This window comes from Mycolicibacterium flavescens (genome assembly GCF_001722335.1).
Classification (GTDB): Bacteria; Actinomycetota; Actinomycetes; order Mycobacteriales; family Mycobacteriaceae; genus Mycobacterium; species Mycobacterium flavescens.
In genome coordinates, this window is record NZ_MIHA01000011.1 from 125,638 (window position 1) to 140,839 (window position 15,202).

The window sequence follows — 15,202 nt, forward strand, 5'->3', positions numbered from 1 at the left end:
GGCCCTGCTCCTGCTCCTCGACTGCTACGTCACCCGTTGGTTTACCAGCTGCGACCGCGGTGCGAGCCGGATCAGCTGTGTGACATGCGACGGGGACAGCTCTTCGAGGCACGTGACACCGAGCAGGCGCATGGTCCGGGCGACCTGCTCGGACAGGATCGCGACGGCCCGGTCGACGCCGGCCTCACCACCGGCCATCAGCCCGTACAGGTAGGCGCGGCCGATCAGCGTGAAGCGCGCGCCGAGCGCGATGGAGGCGACGATGTCGGCGCCGGACATGATCCCGGTGTCCAGGATGACCTCGGTGTCGTCGCCGAGTTCCGCGGCGACCTCGGGCAGCAGGTGGAACGGCACCGGCGCGCGGTCGAGTTGGCGCCCCCCGTGGTTGGACAGCACGATGCCGTCGACCCCGGCGCCGACGGCGCGGCGGGCGTCGGCCAGCGTCTGGATGCCCTTGACCACGACCTTGCCCGGCCACTGCGCGGTGATCCAGCGCAGGTCGGAGAACGTGACGGTCGGGTCGAACATGGTGTCCAGCAGTTCGGCGACGGTACCGGACCAGCGGTCCAGCGACGCGAACGCAAGCGGCTCGGTGGTCAGGAAGTCGAACCACCAGTGCGGCCGGGGCAGCGCGTCGAGGATCGTGCGCAGCGTCAGCGCCGGCGGGATCGACATGCCGTTGCGCTTGTCGCGCAGGCGCGCACCGGCCACCGGGACGTCGACGGTGACCAGCAGCGTGTCGAAACCCGCCGCGGCCGCACGCTCGACCAGCGCCATGGAGCGGTCGCGGTCCTTCCACATGTAGAGCTGAAACCAGTTGCGGCCGTGCGGATTCGCCGCTGCGACGTCTTCGATTGAGGCGGTGCCCATGGTGGACAGGGAGAACGGGATGCCTGCCCGGCCCGCCGCGCGCGCACCGGCGACCTCGCCTTCGGTCTGCATCATCCGGGTGAACCCGGTCGGCGCGATGCCGAACGGCTGGGCCACCGGGGCGCCGAGCACGTCCCACCCGGTGGTCACCGCGGACACGTCGCGCAGGATCGCGGGCCGGAACTCGATGTCGGAGAACGCCTGCCGGGCGCGCGCGATGGACAGTTCGGCCTCCGCCGAACCGTCGGTGTAGTCGAAGGCCGCCTTCGGGGTGCGGCGTTTGGCGATGCGCCGCAGGTCCTCGATGGTCAGCGCCTTCTCCAACCGGCGGGTCTTGGCGTTGAACTGCGGCTTCTTGAACTGCATCAGCGGTGCGAGGTCGGCGACCTTCGGCATCTGACGTTTCATGATCGCGCCCTCCCTGACAGTGCTCGGGACCTGCCCGGCACGCCGCGCGGGGTGAACCGGCCGACGAGCAACCGGTCGGTGACGTGGGAGCGCAGCGCCTCGAGGTCGCCGGCCAGCAGCCCGTGGGTGCGTGCCTGGATCAGTACGTTACCCAGCGCGGTCGCCTCCACCGGCCCCGCGACCACCGGGGCGCCGACGCGGTCGGCGATGAGCTGGCACAGCAGCGCGTTCTGCGCGCCGCCGCCGACGATGTGCACGGTGCGCGCCGCGGTGCCCGACAGCAGCGACGCCGTCTCGACGCGGTCGGCGAAAGCCGCGGCCAGGCTTTCGATGATCGCCCGCACCGTCTCCGCGCGGGTCGTCGGCGGCGGCAGGCCGCGCGCGGTGTACCACGCGGCGATGCGGTCCGGCATGTCGCCCGGGCTCGCGAACACCGGGTCGTCGGTGTCGAACACCTGCGCCGGCGGGCGGCATGCGGTCGCCTGCTCCAACAGGGCGCCCAGGTCGACGCGGTCGCGGTCCCAGTGCCGGACCGATTCGCTGAGCAGCCACAGGCCCATGGTGTTGCGCAGGAACCGGATTCGGCCGTCGGCGCCGACCTCGTTGGTGAAGTTCGCCCTCCGTGCCGCCTCGCTGAGCACGGGGTGTTCGAGTTCGACGCCGACGAGTCCCCATGTCCCGCAGGAGATGTAGACGGAGGCTTCCGGCGCCATCGGTACGGCGACGACGGCCGAGGCGGTGTCGTGCGATGCGACGGTGCTGACGTGTGGGCGGCCGGTGATCCCGCTGAGCGTCGCGAGATGCGGCAGCGGCGGGCCCAACTCGGTGCCGGGGTCGACGACCGCGGGGAACAGGTCGGTCGGGATGTCGAGCAGAGTCATCAGCTCGTCGTCCCAGTGGCCGTCGATTCCGAGCAGCCCGGTGGTCGAGGCGTTGGTGCGTTCGGTGGCTTCGCGGCCGGTGAGCCAGTAGTTCACCAGGTCGGGGATCAGCAGCGCCCGGTCGACGTCGCCGAGCGCGTCGGTGGCCAGCTGGTACAGCGTATTGAACGGCAGATACTGCAATCCGTTGCGGGCGTAGAGTTCCGGGTGGGTGATGCGCTGGTGGACGGTGTCGGCGCCGTCCTCGCAGCGGGCGTCGCGGTAGTGGTGGGGCAGAGCTGCGAGCGCGCCGCCGCGCAGCAGGCCGTAGTCCACAGCCCAGGAGTCGACGCCGATGCCGGCCAGGTCGGGGTATCGGCGGGTCGCCTCGGCGAGACCGTCGCACACGTTGCGGAACAGGCCGGGCAGATCCCAGTGCATCGCGGCACGCCGACCGTTCCACAGGTACACCGGATCGTTGGCGAACCGGGCGACCGGCGCGATGTCGATCGATCCCGGCGCGACGCCGGCCACCATGACCCGGCCGCTGGTCGCACCGAGGTCGACCGCGGCGAGGTGCGCGCTCATCGCAGGAACGCGGCGGCCACACCCGCGTCCACCGGCACGTGCAGTCCGGTGGTGTGGGAGAAGTCCGCGGTGCACAGCGCGAATGCGGCGTTGGCGATGTGCTCGGGCAGCACCTCGCGTTTGAGCAGCGTGCGTTGGGCGTAGAACGCGCCGAGGTCTTTTTCGTCGACGCCGTAGACGGCGGCGCGCTGGGCGCCCCAACCGCCGGCGAAGATGCCCGAGCCGCGCACGACGCCGTCGGGGTTGATCCCGTTGACCTTGATGCCGTGCTCGCCGAGTTCGGCGGCCAGCAGCCGAACCTGGTGCGCCTGATCGGCTTTGGTCGCCGCGTAGGCGATGTTGTTGGGTCCGGCGAACACGGAGTTCTTCGACGAGATGTAGATGATGTCACCGCCGAGCTTCTGATCGATCAGCGCGCGTGCGGCAGCTCGTGACACCAGAAACGACCCGCGGGCCATCACGTCGTGCTGCAGGTCCCAGTCGGCGGCCGTGGTCTCCAGCAGCGACTTCGACAGTGACAGGCCGGCGTTGTTGACGACGATGTCGATGCCGCCGAACGCCAGCACAGTGGCGTCGACGGCGGACTGCACGGCCTGCTCGTCGGTGACGTCGGCGGCGACGCCGACCGCGACGTCGGTGTCGCCGATCTCGGCGGCCGCCTCGCGGGCCTTGCGCTCGTCGAGGTCGGCGATCACCACGCAGGCGCCTTCGGCGGCCAGTCGGTGCGCGATCGCCCGGCCGATGCCGGAGGCGGCCCCGGTGATCAGCGCGATACGGGTGGCCAGCGGTTTGGGCTTGGGCATGCGAGTGAGCTTGGCCTCCTCCAGCGCCCAGTACTCGATGCGGAACTTCTCGGATTCGTCGATGGGCGCGTAGGTGGAGACGGCTTCGGCGCCGCGCATCACGTTGATCGCGTTGAGGTAGAACTCACCTGCCACGCGGGCGGTCTGTTTGTCCTTGCCGTAGCTGAACATTCCGACGCCGGGGATCAGCACGATCGCCGGGTCGGCACCGCGCATCGGCGGCGAGGTCGCGTCGGCGTGGCGGTGGTAGTAGGCCCGGTAGTCGGCCCGGTAGGCGGCGTGCAGTTCGGTGAGCCGGGCTTTCGCGTCGTCGATCGATGCGTCGGCGGGCAGGTCGAGCAGCAGCGGTTTGACCTTGGTGCGCAGGAAGTGGTCGGGGCAGCTGGTGCCCAGCGCCGCGAGCCGGGGATGTTCGCTGGCGGAGAGGAATTCGAGCACCCGCGGGTCGTCGGTGAAGTGGCCGACCTGAGGGCGGTCGGTGGAGGCCAGCCCGCGCAGGAACGGCGCCAGCGCGGCGGCCTTGCTGCGGCGCGCGGGCTGGGGGAGCGCGGCGTACCCGGCGATCGGGGCGCCGAACGGTCGCGGCTTGCCGTTGGTGTCGATGTAGCGCTGGGCGGTGTCGATGATCTCCAGCGAGCGCGCCTCGGCCTCGGCGGAGGTGTCGCCCCACGCGGTGATGCCGTGGCCGCCGAGGATGGTGCCGATGGCCTGCGGGTTGCGCCGTTTGATCTCGGCGATGTCGAGGCCGAGCTGAAAACCGGGGCGCCGCCACGGAATCCACACCACACGGTCGCCGAAGATCTGCTTGGTCAGCGCCTCGCCGTCGGCCGCGGTGGCCAGCGCGATACCCGAATCCGGGTGCAGGTGGTCGACGTGGGCGGCGTCGACCAGGCCGTGCATCGCGGTGTCGATCGACGGCGCGGCCCCGCCACGGCCGTGCAGGCAGTAGTCGAACGCCGCGACCATCTCGTCCTCGCGTTCGACACCGGGGTAGACGTCGACCAGCGAGCGCATCCGGTCCAGCCGCAGCACCGCCAGACCGTCCTCGGTCAGGGTGCCGAGGTCTCCGCCGGATCCCTTGACCCACAGCAGTTCTACCGGTGCGCCGGTGACCGGGTCGATGTCGGTGGCCTTGGCGGAGGTGTTGCCGCCGGCATAGTTGGTGTTCTTCGGGTCGGCGCCCAGGCGGTTGGACCGCGCGATGAGGTCGGCGACGGTCGGATTGGGTCCGGTCATGTCGGTCATGTCGGTCATGCTCCCCACGATGATTGGGTACCGCCGATGCGCTCGGCGTTGATGGTCTCCTGATAGCCGGATTCGGCGAAGGCCGCCATCGGGTCGGTCGGCAGCCCGCGCTCTCCGCGCCACTGCGCCAGGGCGGGGCGGATGTCGGTGTAGAAGGCGTCCATCATGATCTGGTTGGCGCCCAGCACGTCTCCGGATTCCTGGGCGACGGTCAACGCGTCGGTGTCGACCGCGAGCGCGCGGGCGGTCATCTCCTGCACGTTGAGCACCGACCGGATCTGGCCGGGGATCTTGGCTTCGACGTTGTGGCACTGGTCGAGCATCAGCGCGAGATCTGAGCTCTTGTCGAGGCCACCGCCGCGGATCACCTCGAACATGATGCGGAACAGCTGGAACGGGTCGGCCGCCCCGACGATCAGGTCGTCGTCGGCGTAGAACCGTGAGTTGAAGTCGAACGAACCGAGCTTGGCGAGTCGCATCAGTTGGGCGACGATGAACTCGATGTTGGTGCCGGGGGCGTGGTGGCCGGTGTCCAGGCAGACCTTCGCGCGGTCGCCCAGCGCGGTGACGTGGGCGTAGGCGGTGCCCCAGTCGGGTACGTCGGTCATGTACGTGGCCGGTTCGAAGAACTTGTACTCCAACACGAGCCGCTGGTCAGGGCCGATGTGCTGGTAGATCGCCGCCAGCGACTCCGCCAGCCGGTCCTGGCGGCCGCGGATGTCGCCCTGGCCGGGGTAGTTGGTGCCGTCGGCCAGCCAGATCTTGAGGTCGCGGGAACCGGTCGCAGCCATGATCTCGATGCACTCGAGGTGGTGGTCGATGGCCTTCTGGCGCACCGCCTTGTCGGTGTGGGTGAGGCTGCCGAACTTGTAGTCGTCGTCCTGGAAGGTGTTGGAGTTGATGGTGCCCAGCGTGACGCCGAGGTCGGTGGCGTAGCGGCGCAGGGCGGCGAAGTCGTCGACCCGGTCCCACGGGATGTGCAGCGCGACAACGGGGGCCAGGCCGGTGAACCGGTGCACGGTGGCGGCGTCGGCGATCTTCTCCTCGATCGAACGCGGGGTGCCCGGGGTGCTGAACACCTTGAACCGGGTGCCCGAGTTGCCGAACGCCCACGAGGGAAGTTCGATCTGCAGGTTGTCCAGTACGGTCATGCGAGCGCACCCGCCTGTTCCGGGGTCGGGTCGACGGGCCGCCCGTAGCGCTCGATCTCGATCTCGCGCAACGTCTTTCCCTGCGTCGACGGCGCCCACACCGCCCCGATGACGAGCGCGACGGTCAGCAACCCGATCAGCAGCAGCCCGACTCCGGTCAGGCCGATCGCGACGAGCAGGGTGGGGAAGAAGTAGCTCAGCAAGCCGGTGAAGGTGCGGACGACGCAGAACATCACGCCCTGGGCGCTCGCGCGGTACGGCGTCGCGAACATCTCGCTGGCCCACAGGCTGTAGAAGGCCTGCGCGCCGATGCCGCTGGAGACACCCCAGAGCACCGCGAAGATCAACATCGTCGGCACGCCACCGTCGGTGAACGCGACCAGCACCGCCCACCCGGCGATGCCGAGCGCGGCGCCGCCGGCGTAGAGCCAGCGCTGAGAGACCCGGTCGGCGTAGCGCATGAAGCCGAAGTAGGTCGCCGCGACTGTGCAGCCCCACACCAGCACCTGCAGCAGGTTCTGCGCGACGGGGCTGTGCAGGCCGGCGGTGTCGTAGACGCGCGGCATGAAGATGCCGGCCTGACCGGCGACCGTGTTCCAGAACAGGTAGATGCCACCGAGGAACAGCAGCGCGGTGATGTTGACCTTGCGGGAGAACAGACCCCGCAGGCCGCGCAGCCCGACCGCCGACGTCACCGCGGCGGGTTCGGATTTCGCTTCATCCGTCCAGATCTGCGACTCCTGCAGCCCCTGCCGGACCCACCAGACCACCGCGGCGACGACGAACAGGTGCAGGAAGATCAGCCGCGAACCCAGCAGTCCCAGCGGCGCCAGCGCGGCGGCGAGCGCGAAGCCGATCAGCGGGCCGATCGACCACGCGAGCTGCGCGGTGCCGACGTGCTTGGCGCGGCCCTCCGACGGCGCCTGCTCGGCGATGTAGGTCCACGACGCGGGCACCCCCGCACCGACCGCGATTCCGGTGATGATGAACGCCGTCAGCAGCATCGCGTAGTTGGCAGCGAAGGCGGCCAGCAGCACACCGACCATGTAGACGAGCAGGTCGAAGGTGTAGATCGCCTTGCGGCCGAACCGGTCGCACAGCGGCCCGCCCAGGATGGCGCCGATCGCTGCGCCGAAAGCGTTGGCGCTCAACGCGGCCAGCAAACCGACCGCGAAGTTGCTGATGCCGAATTCGGCCTGCCAGAACGCCAGGCTGGTCGCGATCGCGATGATCGAGCCGGCCTCGATGTAGTTCGACATGGCGACCGCGATCGTCGCGCGCCAACCGGTGGTGGAGCGGGCTCCAACTTTCATGACAGTCCTTCGGGCGATGAGTGGGGTTCTAGTCGAGGTGGAAGTACTCGGCAAGCGGTTTCATGGCCTGATCGGGGTTCGCGCCGCTCTGGAAGTACTGGGCCATGTGTGCCTGCCAGCGGTCGTTGACGTCGGTGGCGGCCATACGCTGCCGCGCCGCGTCGAAGTCGTCGGTCTCGAGATAGCCGACGACCAGCCCGTCGTCGGGCCGCAGGAACAGGGAGTAGTTGCGCCAGCCCGCGGCCCGCAGCGCGTCGAGCATCTCCGGCCAGACCACGTCGTGGGCGTCGAGGTAGTCCTCGACGCGGTCGGGCCGCAACTGCAGCAGGAAGCAGACGCGGTGCGTCGCTGCGGTGATGCCCATGCCTGCCTTCGGTGCGTTGGTTTGTTGAAACGTTTCAATTCGTGAACGGGCTCACAGTAGGACGCGGTGGTGGCCGTCGTCAAGGGCCGCCACGTCCTCGTGGGTGCGCGAGTATTCGGGGTCGGGCCGGGTACCCGTGTCACTCCAGACAGAGATGAGGTACTCGATGAGCTTTCCCGAGCAGCAGCAGACCCCGCCCGGCGTGCAGAGCCAGATGGAACCGGTGCCCGACTGCGGCGAGACCAGCTACCGCGGGTCGGGGCGGCTGACCGGTAAGCGGGCCGTGATCACCGGCGGCGACAGCGGCATCGGCCGGGCGGTCGCGATCGCGTATGCCCGCGAGGGCGCCGACGTGCTGATCGCATACCTCAACGAGCACGACGACGCCAAGGACGTGCAGAAGTACGTCGAGGAGGCCGGGCGCAAGTGCGTGCTGGTGCCCGGCGATCTGGCCGACCCGGCGCAGTGCCGTGCGGTCGTCGACAAGGCGGTCGAGGAGTTCGGCGGCATTGACGTGCTCGTCATCAACGCGGCCTATCAGATGACCCACGAGAGCCTCGACGAAATCTCCGACGAGGAATGGGATTACACGTTCCGCCTCAACATCGGCCACTACTTCTATCTGGTGAAGGCCGCGCTGCCGCACATGGGTTCCGGCGCGTCGATCATCGGCAGTTCCTCGGTGAACTCCGACATGCCGAGCCCGACGCTGGCGCCGTACGCCGCGACCAAGGCCGCGATCGCGAACTTCTCGGCGAGCCTCGCGCAGATGCTGGGCGAGAAGGGGATTCGCGCCAACAGCGTCGCGCCGGGTCCGATCTGGACGCCGTTGATCCCCGCGACCATGCCGCCGGAGAAGGTCAAGCAGTTCGGCGAGAACACCCCGCTGGGCCGCGCCGGTCAACCCGTCGAGCTCGCGCCGGTCTACGTGATGCTCGCGTCCGACGAGGCGAGCTATGTGACCGGGGCGCGGATCGCGGTGACCGGCGGGCGGCCGATCCTCTGACGCGGTGCGTTCCAAGCCTCGCCGAGTGTGGGCTCGTGACACGCTTTGGCGCCGGAGCGCGTGCGGGTAACCCACGTTCGGCCCAGGATGCCTGCTAACTGAAGCGCACGCCCTGGGCCAGCGGTAGGTCGGTCGAGTAGTTGACCGTGTTGGTGGCCCGACGCATGTACGCCTTCCACGAGTCCGAGCCCGACTCGCGGCCGCCGCCGGTCTGCTTCTCCCCGCCGAACGCACCGCCGATCTCGGCGCCCGAGGTGCCGATGTTGACGTTCGCGATGCCGCAGTCCGAACCGTCGGCGGCCAGGAAACGCTCGGCCTCGCGCATGTCGAGCGTGAAGATCGACGACGACAGCCCCTGCGGCACAGCGTTGTTCATCGCGATAGCCTCGTCGAGGTCGTCGTAGGTCATCACGTAGAGGATCGGGGCGAACGTCTCGGTGTGCACGATCGCGGTCTGCGCGGGCATCCGCACCACCGCCGGAGACACGTAATACGCCTCGCCGATGTCGTGGCGCTCACCGCCGAGCACCTCGCCGCCGTCGGCGCGGGCCTGTTCGAGCGAGCGCACCATCTCCCGGTAGGACGCCTCGTGGATCAGCGGGCCGACCAGCGTGCCGTCGGCGGCCGGATCACCCACCGGCAGTTGCCGGTAGGCGTCGGCGACCCGGCGCACCACCTCGTCGGCGATCGACGAGTGCACGATCAGCCGGCGCAATGTGGTGCACCGCTGCCCGGCGGTGCCCGCGGCGGAGAACACGATCGCGCGCACGGCCAGGTCCAGATCGGCCGACGGCGTGACGATCGCGGCGTTGTTGCCGCCGAGTTCGAGCAGCACCTTGCCGAACCGCTGCGCCACCCGGGGTCCGACCTGCTGGCCCATCCGCACCGAACCCGTCGCGCTCAGCAGCGCGACCCGCGGGTCGTCGACGAGCCGCTCGCCCACGTCGCGACCGCCCTGGACCAGCCGGCTCACCTCGCGCGGCGCGCCGACATCGGTTGCGGCGCGCTCGATCAGCGCCTGACACGCCAGCGCGGTCAACGGCGTCAGCTCCGACGGCTTCCACACCACGGTGTCACCGCACACCAGCGCCACCGCGGTGTTCCACGCCCACACCGCGACCGGAAAGTTGAACGCGGTGATCACACCGACCACACCGAGCGGATGCCAGTTCTCCATCAGCCGGTGCCCCGGGCGCTCGGAGGCGATCGTCCTGCCGTACAGCTGCCGCGACAGCCCGACCGCGAACTGGCAGACGTCGATCATCTCCTGCACCTCGCCGAGCGCCTCGGAGGTGATCTTGCCCGCCTCGAGCGTCACCAGCGTCGCCAGGTCGGCCTTGTGTTCGACCAGCAGTTCGCCGAGCCGGGCGACCAGTGCCCCGCGCACCGGCGCCGGGGTGGTGCGCCAGGTCGTGAACGCCTGGGCCGCCTGTCCGATCGCCGCATCGGTGTCGTCGACGGTCGATTCGGCGACGCTGAACAACACGTCACCGGTGATCGGAGTGCTGGCCTGCAGGCCCGGGGCGCCCGGTCCGCCGAGGTCGCCGCGCCACCCGATCGTGGTCAGCGCGTCGCGGGCCTGGGCGCGCAGGCTGCCGACAGAGGGAAGTACGGGTGTCGTCATGGTGGTCATTGTGCTGCTTTCTCGTAGAGCTCGTAAGGGTCGTTGATGTGGTGGCCGATGCGCGACGCCATCCATCCCATCGAGTAGTCGGCCGTGTCGTCGGCGTCGGCGGCCTGCGTCTCGGCGTCGAGGTTCGAGCGGAAGATGCCCGCCGCCGAGGCAGGCAGGAAGTCCTCGTAGACAACGGGTTTGGCCGGATCTCCGCCGCGGTAGTAGGCCAGGCCCTGCGCGGCGAACTCGGCGTCGGTGCCGGGGAAGTACCGGTCCCAGACCGCGGCCGGGTCCGGTTCGGCCATCACGGCGTCGTACCGGGCGCGCCCGTCGCGGGTCAGCGCGACGCCGCGCGCCTCGACCTCACCGAAGCGCACGCGCAGGGTGTCCTCGCGCACGGTGCCGTCCGGGTCGCGGAACCGGCGCGGTTCGGCCAGCGCGCGGAACGACGTCTGCCGCAACAGCACCGCCGGGCCCGCGGTGCGCGGCGGCCCCTGGATCGCGTCGATCATCGTGATGCCGCGCTCGGTCATCCGGCGGTACAGCTCGTCGATGTCGAGGACCCGCGGGGTGAGGTGGTTGATGTGGGTGGAGGTGACGCCGGCGATGTCGGCCGCCACCGCGGACACCGCGCTCAATTCGCGGTACCAGCCACGGTCGATCGGTGCGCGCGACAACGCGAACGCCGACACCGCGGCCGCGACGAACCGCTCGGCGCGCTGACGGTCGGCGCCACCGTCGGCGGCGATGCGTCGGGCCTCGGCGATCAGGGCGGGGTCGAACAGCTCCCGCGCGTCGACGAATCGCTCCACCCGGCGCCGCAGCTCGTCGGGGAAGAATCGGGCATCGGCGGTCGCCAGCATCGATGTGAACACCCGAAACGGGTTGCGGGCCAGCTCATCGGCGTCGGCCGGGCGGAATGCCGTCGACACCACCGGCACCGGAGAGGCCGCGTCGCGCAGGTCGTAAAAGCCCACCGGGTACATCCCGAACGCCGCGAACAGGTCGGCGACATCGGCGAGCTCGCGGGGACTGCCCACCCGGATCGCGCCGTGCCGTTCGGCGGTCACCCGGTCGAGGGAACCGAGCCGTTCGGCGTCGGACGACTGCGCGGCGTGGTCGCGGTTCACCGCGGCGGCCACCTCGACCAGGGTGGTGTAGGCAGGCACCTCGGCGCCGTACATCCGTGACAGCGCGGCGGCGAACTCGGCGCGCAGCTGCCAGGCTTCGACTTGTCGGCTCATCGCGGCCACCGCCTCCGATACAGTGCCGCCATGCCTGAAGCCGACGGCGCCGGTCGAGCACCGGTCGACCTCGACGAGATCGACCGGACCCTGGCGCGCGAGCTGATCGCCGACGGCCGTGCCACGCTGGCCCACCTCGCCGCGACCGCCGGGTTGTCGGTGTCGGCGGTGCAGTCGCGGGTGCGCCGTCTCGAGGCGCGCGGCGTCGTCACCGGGTACTCGGCGCGGATCGACCCGGAAGCTGTCGGCAACATGCTGTCGGCGTTCGTGGCCATCTCTCCTCTGGACCCCTCTCAACCCGACGATGCGCCCGCGCGCCTCGAACACATCGAGGCCATCGAGTCGTGTCACTCGGTGGCCGGCGACGAAAGCTATGTCCTGCTCGTGCGCGTCGAGTCGGCGCGGGCGCTCGAGCACCTGTTGCAGCGGATTCGCACCGCCGCCAACGTGCGCACCCGAAGCACGATCATCCTACAGACTTTTTACGAGCGTCGCGATTTCATACCGTAAAATCTACGGTCAGATAGCCAGCTGACCGTAAAGATTCTGTTAGCATGGCGGTATGACCGATCTGCTGACCCGCCATAGCCTGGACTCCTCCGGCGCGGACGTCGCGCCCGCCGACGTGCACCCCGGTGATGTGCATGACGTGCTGGCGCGCAGCATCCTGGCCGACGGGATGGACCTGGTCCTCGACATCGACCGGTCCGCCGGCTCCTACCTCGTCGACGCGCGCACCGGTGAGTCCTACCTCGACATGTTCACGTTCTTCGCGTCCTCCGCGCTGGGCATGAACCATCCTGATCTGGCCGGTGACGAGGACTTCCTGACCGACCTCGCGCACGCGGCGGTCAACAAGCCGAGCAACTCCGACATCTACACCGTCGCGATGGCGCGGTTCGTCGCGACGTTCGCGCGCGTGCTGGGCGACCCGGCCCTGCCGCATCTGTTCTTCGTCGACGGCGGAGCCCTCGCCGTCGAGAACGCGCTCAAGGTCGCGTTCGACTGGAAGAGCCGGCACAACGAGGCGCACGGCCGGGACCCCGAACTCGGCACCCGGGTGCTGCACCTGCGCGGCGCGTTCCACGGCCGCAGCGGCTACACGCTGTCGCTGACCAACACCGACCCCAACAAGGTGGCCCGGTTCCCGAAGTTCGACTGGCCGCGGATCGACGCGCCGTACCTGCGCCCGGGCGCCGACGACGCGGCGATGGCTGCGCTGGAGGCCGAGTCGCTGCGGCAGGCCAGGGCGGCGTTCGAGGCGCACCCGCACGACATCGCCTGCTTCATCGCCGAACCGATCCAGGGCGAGGGCGGCGACCGGCATTTCCGCCCGGAGTTCTTCGCCGCGATGCGCGCGCTGTGCGACGAGTTCGACGCGCTGCTGATCTTCGACGAGGTGCAGACCGGATGCGGGTTCACCGGAACCCCCTGGGCCTACCAGCAACTCGGTGTCACCCCTGATGTCGTCGCGTTCGGCAAGAAGACCCAGGTCTGCGGTGTGATGGCCGGCCGGCGCGTCGACGAGGTCGCCGACAACGTCTTCGCGGTGAGTTCGCGGATCAACTCGACCTGGGGCGGCAACCTCGTCGACATGGTGCGGGCCCGCCGCATCCTGGAGGTCATCGAGGCCGACGGCCTGGTCGCCCGCGCCGGCACGGCCGGGCGCTACCTGCTCGACGGGCTGCACGCGCTGGCCGCCGAGTTCCCCGACGTGGTCCGCGACGTCCGCGGCCGCGGCCTGATGTGCGCGTTCAGCCTGCCCACCGGACAGCAGCGCGACGAGTTGATCCGGCGGCTGTGGGAGCGGCGGGTCATCATGCTGCCCAGCGGGACGGACAGCGTGCGGTTCCGGCCGGCGTTGACGGTCTCGCGCGGCGAGATCGACGCGGCGATCGCCGCCGTGCGCGACGCGCTCAGCTGACCTCGGGTGCCGGTTCCACCAGGCGCCGGATCGTCGACCGCAGTCGCGGAAGTTCAGCGCCGCCGACCAGTTCGCAACCGTGCCGTTCGGCGAGTCTTCTTGCCGCCGGGGTGAATTCGTGGTTGGTCACCACCATGGTGCGGGCGCAGTCCTGCATCGGCGCGCCGGCGACCACTTCCTGCACCGCGGCGGCGCCGACCGGGCGGGCCTGGCGTTTGCACTGGATGGCGAGCCGGTTCGGGCGCTTGCCGACGATGATGTCGACGCCCCAGTCGCCGGTCACCGCGGTCATGATCACCGGAACCCCGCAGGAGCGCGCGACCCGCGCCACGTAGTCCTCGAACTCGGTGCCCGACATCGCGGCGGTGGCGTCGTCGCGCGGCCCCGGGGTCAGGGCGCCGACGAACGCTCCGGCCAGAAATCGCGGCACCGCGACGAGCATCGCCGGGGTCAGGGCCGCGATCAGCAGACAGTGCTGCGGCGCGAGACCCGCCGACCAGGCCACCGCGCCGGCGGCGACAGCCGTCACCACCAGGACCCTGATCCTCACCCGCCGAATGCTAGGGCGCGACTCCGACACCGCGGTTGCACGGACCCCGCAGAGCAAACCAGGCGGTGGAGTGCAAGGTTCACGTTTACCCGGTGGGTCGGCAGGGAAGTCTTTTTCGCGTCATCGCCGCCGCCCCTGGGCAGCAAAGCCGGAAGAGAACTCGTGTACCAGACCCCCAGCCCACTGCGCACCGTCGACACCTCGCTGCCCGGCGGAGTCCGCGACCGCGACGGCCTGCGGGACGCCGCCCGGATGGCGCTCGGAGTCGCGGGCCTGGGCGCGCTGATGCTGATCACCGCGATGTTGTGGGTCAGCACCTGTCAGGGCGCGACGGCCGACACGGTCGCCTGCGGCCCGGCGCAGCGCACCCTGCTCGCGCTCGCGGCGCCGACGGTGCTGGCGCTCGGCGGATGCCGCGCGCTGTTCCGCGCCCTGCAGGCGTGGCGGCGCGGTCAGCCGTCGTACGCGTGCCACGGTGCCGGCTGGCTTCTGCTGACGTCGGCGCTGCTGGTCCTGACCACCAGCATGCTGCCGCTCACCGGATCGGCGGTGTTCCCGTGAGCGCGCCGCTGACCGCGGTCGCGCTGGTGTGCAGCCTCAAACCCAGCCCGGCGGAGTCGAGCAGCGCGCTGATGGCCGAGCACATCTGCGAGAACCTGCGCAGCGCGGGAGTCCAGACGGAGTCGGTGCGGTGCGTGGACTACGCGATCGCGCCGGGCGTGGAGGCCGACATGGGCGACGGCGACGAGTGGCCGCAGATCCGCGAAAAGCTGCTCGGCGCCGACATCCTGGTGTTGACGACGCCGATCTGGCTGGGCCACCCGTGCAGCGTCACCCAGCGTGTGCTCGAGCGCCTCGACGCGGAGCTGTCGAACACCGACGACGACGGTCGGCCGGTGATGGTGGGCAAGGTCGCCGTCGTCGGGGTGGTCGGCAACGAGGACGGCGCGCACAAGGTGATCGCCGACTGCTTCCAGGGACTCAACGACATCGGCTACACGATCCCGGCCCAGGGCGGCACCTACTGGACCGGCGAGGCGATGCAGAGCACGGACTACAAGGACCTCGACGAGGTGCCCGAACCGGTCGCGTCGACGACCGCGGCGCTGGCGCGCAACGCCGCCTACCTCGCCGCCGCGCTACGCACCGGTCGATATCCGTCCTACCAGTGACGTTCCCGCGCTGTCCGTTTCCGTTACGGCGCAGCGGGGTAGATCTACCGTTGTGACATGCCCGCCACACGGGTGGAGGTATGCCGAGA

General features: G+C 70.0%; 14 protein-coding genes. 5 read left to right on the forward strand and 9 right to left on the reverse strand.

Features of this window, described 5'->3' with window-relative positions:
• Positions 1 to 24 precede the first annotated feature (24 nt).
• From BHQ18_RS16250 to BHQ18_RS16275, 6 genes are read right to left on the reverse strand one after another with little or no spacing between them, the layout of a single operon-like run.
• Complete coding sequence (locus tag BHQ18_RS16250) at positions 25 to 1,278, reverse strand: alpha-hydroxy acid oxidase (RefSeq protein WP_205866124.1); 1,254 nt, start codon at positions 1,276 to 1,278, stop codon at positions 25 to 27.
• The gene (locus BHQ18_RS16255; protein ID WP_069414662.1) at positions 1,275 to 2,726 is read right to left on the reverse strand and encodes a rhamnulokinase; all 1,452 of its coding nucleotides are present in this window, start codon (positions 2,724 to 2,726) and stop codon (positions 1,275 to 1,277) included. The genes BHQ18_RS16250 and BHQ18_RS16255 overlap by 4 nt, the downstream gene beginning before the upstream one ends.
• Positions 2,723 to 4,774, reverse strand: a complete 2,052-nt coding sequence (locus BHQ18_RS16260; protein WP_372516672.1) for a bifunctional aldolase/short-chain dehydrogenase — start codon at positions 4,772 to 4,774, stop codon at positions 2,723 to 2,725. The genes BHQ18_RS16255 and BHQ18_RS16260 overlap by 4 nt, the downstream gene beginning before the upstream one ends.
• A gap of 5 nt (positions 4,775 to 4,779) precedes the next feature.
• A complete protein-coding gene (rhaI, locus tag BHQ18_RS16265) occupies positions 4,780 to 5,925 on the reverse strand; it encodes an L-rhamnose isomerase (protein WP_069414663.1) in 1,146 nt (381 codons plus the stop codon).
• Positions 5,922 to 7,238 (reverse strand): MFS transporter, encoded by a 1,317-nt coding sequence (locus BHQ18_RS16270; RefSeq protein WP_069414664.1) that lies wholly within the window; start codon positions 7,236 to 7,238, stop codon positions 5,922 to 5,924. Before BHQ18_RS16270 ends, rhaI begins: the two co-directional genes overlap by 4 nt.
• A 28-nt stretch (positions 7,239 to 7,266) precedes the next feature.
• Positions 7,267 to 7,602, reverse strand: a complete 336-nt coding sequence (locus tag BHQ18_RS16275; RefSeq protein WP_069414665.1) for an L-rhamnose mutarotase — start codon at positions 7,600 to 7,602, stop codon at positions 7,267 to 7,269.
• Between the two features lie 166 nt (positions 7,603 to 7,768).
• On the opposite strand from BHQ18_RS16275, the gene BHQ18_RS16280 reads away from it, so the two are divergent.
• On the forward strand, positions 7,769 to 8,608 hold the full coding sequence (locus BHQ18_RS16280; protein WP_069414735.1) for an SDR family oxidoreductase: 840 nt from the start codon (positions 7,769 to 7,771) through the stop codon (positions 8,606 to 8,608).
• Between the two features lie 94 nt (positions 8,609 to 8,702).
• Here the strand turns inward: BHQ18_RS16280 and amaB are convergent, their stop codons facing one another.
• Both amaB and hglS read right to left on the reverse strand, forming a co-directional pair.
• The gene (amaB, locus tag BHQ18_RS16285; RefSeq protein WP_069414666.1) at positions 8,703 to 10,241 is read right to left on the reverse strand and encodes an L-piperidine-6-carboxylate dehydrogenase; all 1,539 of its coding nucleotides are present in this window, start codon (positions 10,239 to 10,241) and stop codon (positions 8,703 to 8,705) included.
• Positions 10,238 to 11,467, reverse strand: coding sequence for a 2-oxoadipate dioxygenase/decarboxylase (gene hglS / locus BHQ18_RS16290; RefSeq protein ID WP_069414736.1), 1,230 nt, complete (start codon positions 11,465 to 11,467; stop codon positions 10,238 to 10,240). Before hglS ends, amaB begins: the two co-directional genes overlap by 4 nt.
• A gap of 30 nt (positions 11,468 to 11,497) precedes the next feature.
• Here hglS and BHQ18_RS16295 point away from each other — a divergent pair, with 30 nt between their 5' ends.
• Positions 11,498 to 11,977, forward strand: a complete 480-nt coding sequence (locus BHQ18_RS16295; protein WP_069414667.1) for an Lrp/AsnC family transcriptional regulator — start codon at positions 11,498 to 11,500, stop codon at positions 11,975 to 11,977.
• Between the two features lie 52 nt (positions 11,978 to 12,029).
• Positions 12,030 to 13,391: an L-lysine 6-transaminase gene (gene lat / locus BHQ18_RS16300; RefSeq protein WP_069414668.1), complete on the forward strand. Its 1,362-nt coding sequence runs from the start codon at positions 12,030 to 12,032 to the stop codon at positions 13,389 to 13,391.
• Here the strand turns inward: lat and BHQ18_RS16305 are convergent.
• Positions 13,384 to 13,950, reverse strand: coding sequence for a restriction endonuclease (locus BHQ18_RS16305; RefSeq protein WP_372516673.1), 567 nt, complete (start codon positions 13,948 to 13,950; stop codon positions 13,384 to 13,386). The two genes, lat and BHQ18_RS16305, sit on opposite strands and share 8 nt — an antisense overlap.
• A gap of 153 nt (positions 13,951 to 14,103) precedes the next feature.
• On the opposite strand from BHQ18_RS16305, the gene BHQ18_RS16310 reads away from it, so the two are divergent.
• Both BHQ18_RS16310 and BHQ18_RS16315 read left to right on the forward strand, forming a co-directional pair.
• On the forward strand, positions 14,104 to 14,502 hold the full coding sequence (locus BHQ18_RS16310; RefSeq protein WP_234794201.1) for a hypothetical protein: 399 nt from the start codon (positions 14,104 to 14,106) through the stop codon (positions 14,500 to 14,502).
• The gene (locus BHQ18_RS16315) at positions 14,499 to 15,113 is read left to right on the forward strand and encodes a flavodoxin family protein (protein WP_069414670.1); all 615 of its coding nucleotides are present in this window, start codon (positions 14,499 to 14,501) and stop codon (positions 15,111 to 15,113) included. The genes BHQ18_RS16310 and BHQ18_RS16315 overlap by 4 nt, the downstream gene beginning before the upstream one ends.
• Positions 15,114 to 15,202: the final 89 nt, after the last annotated feature.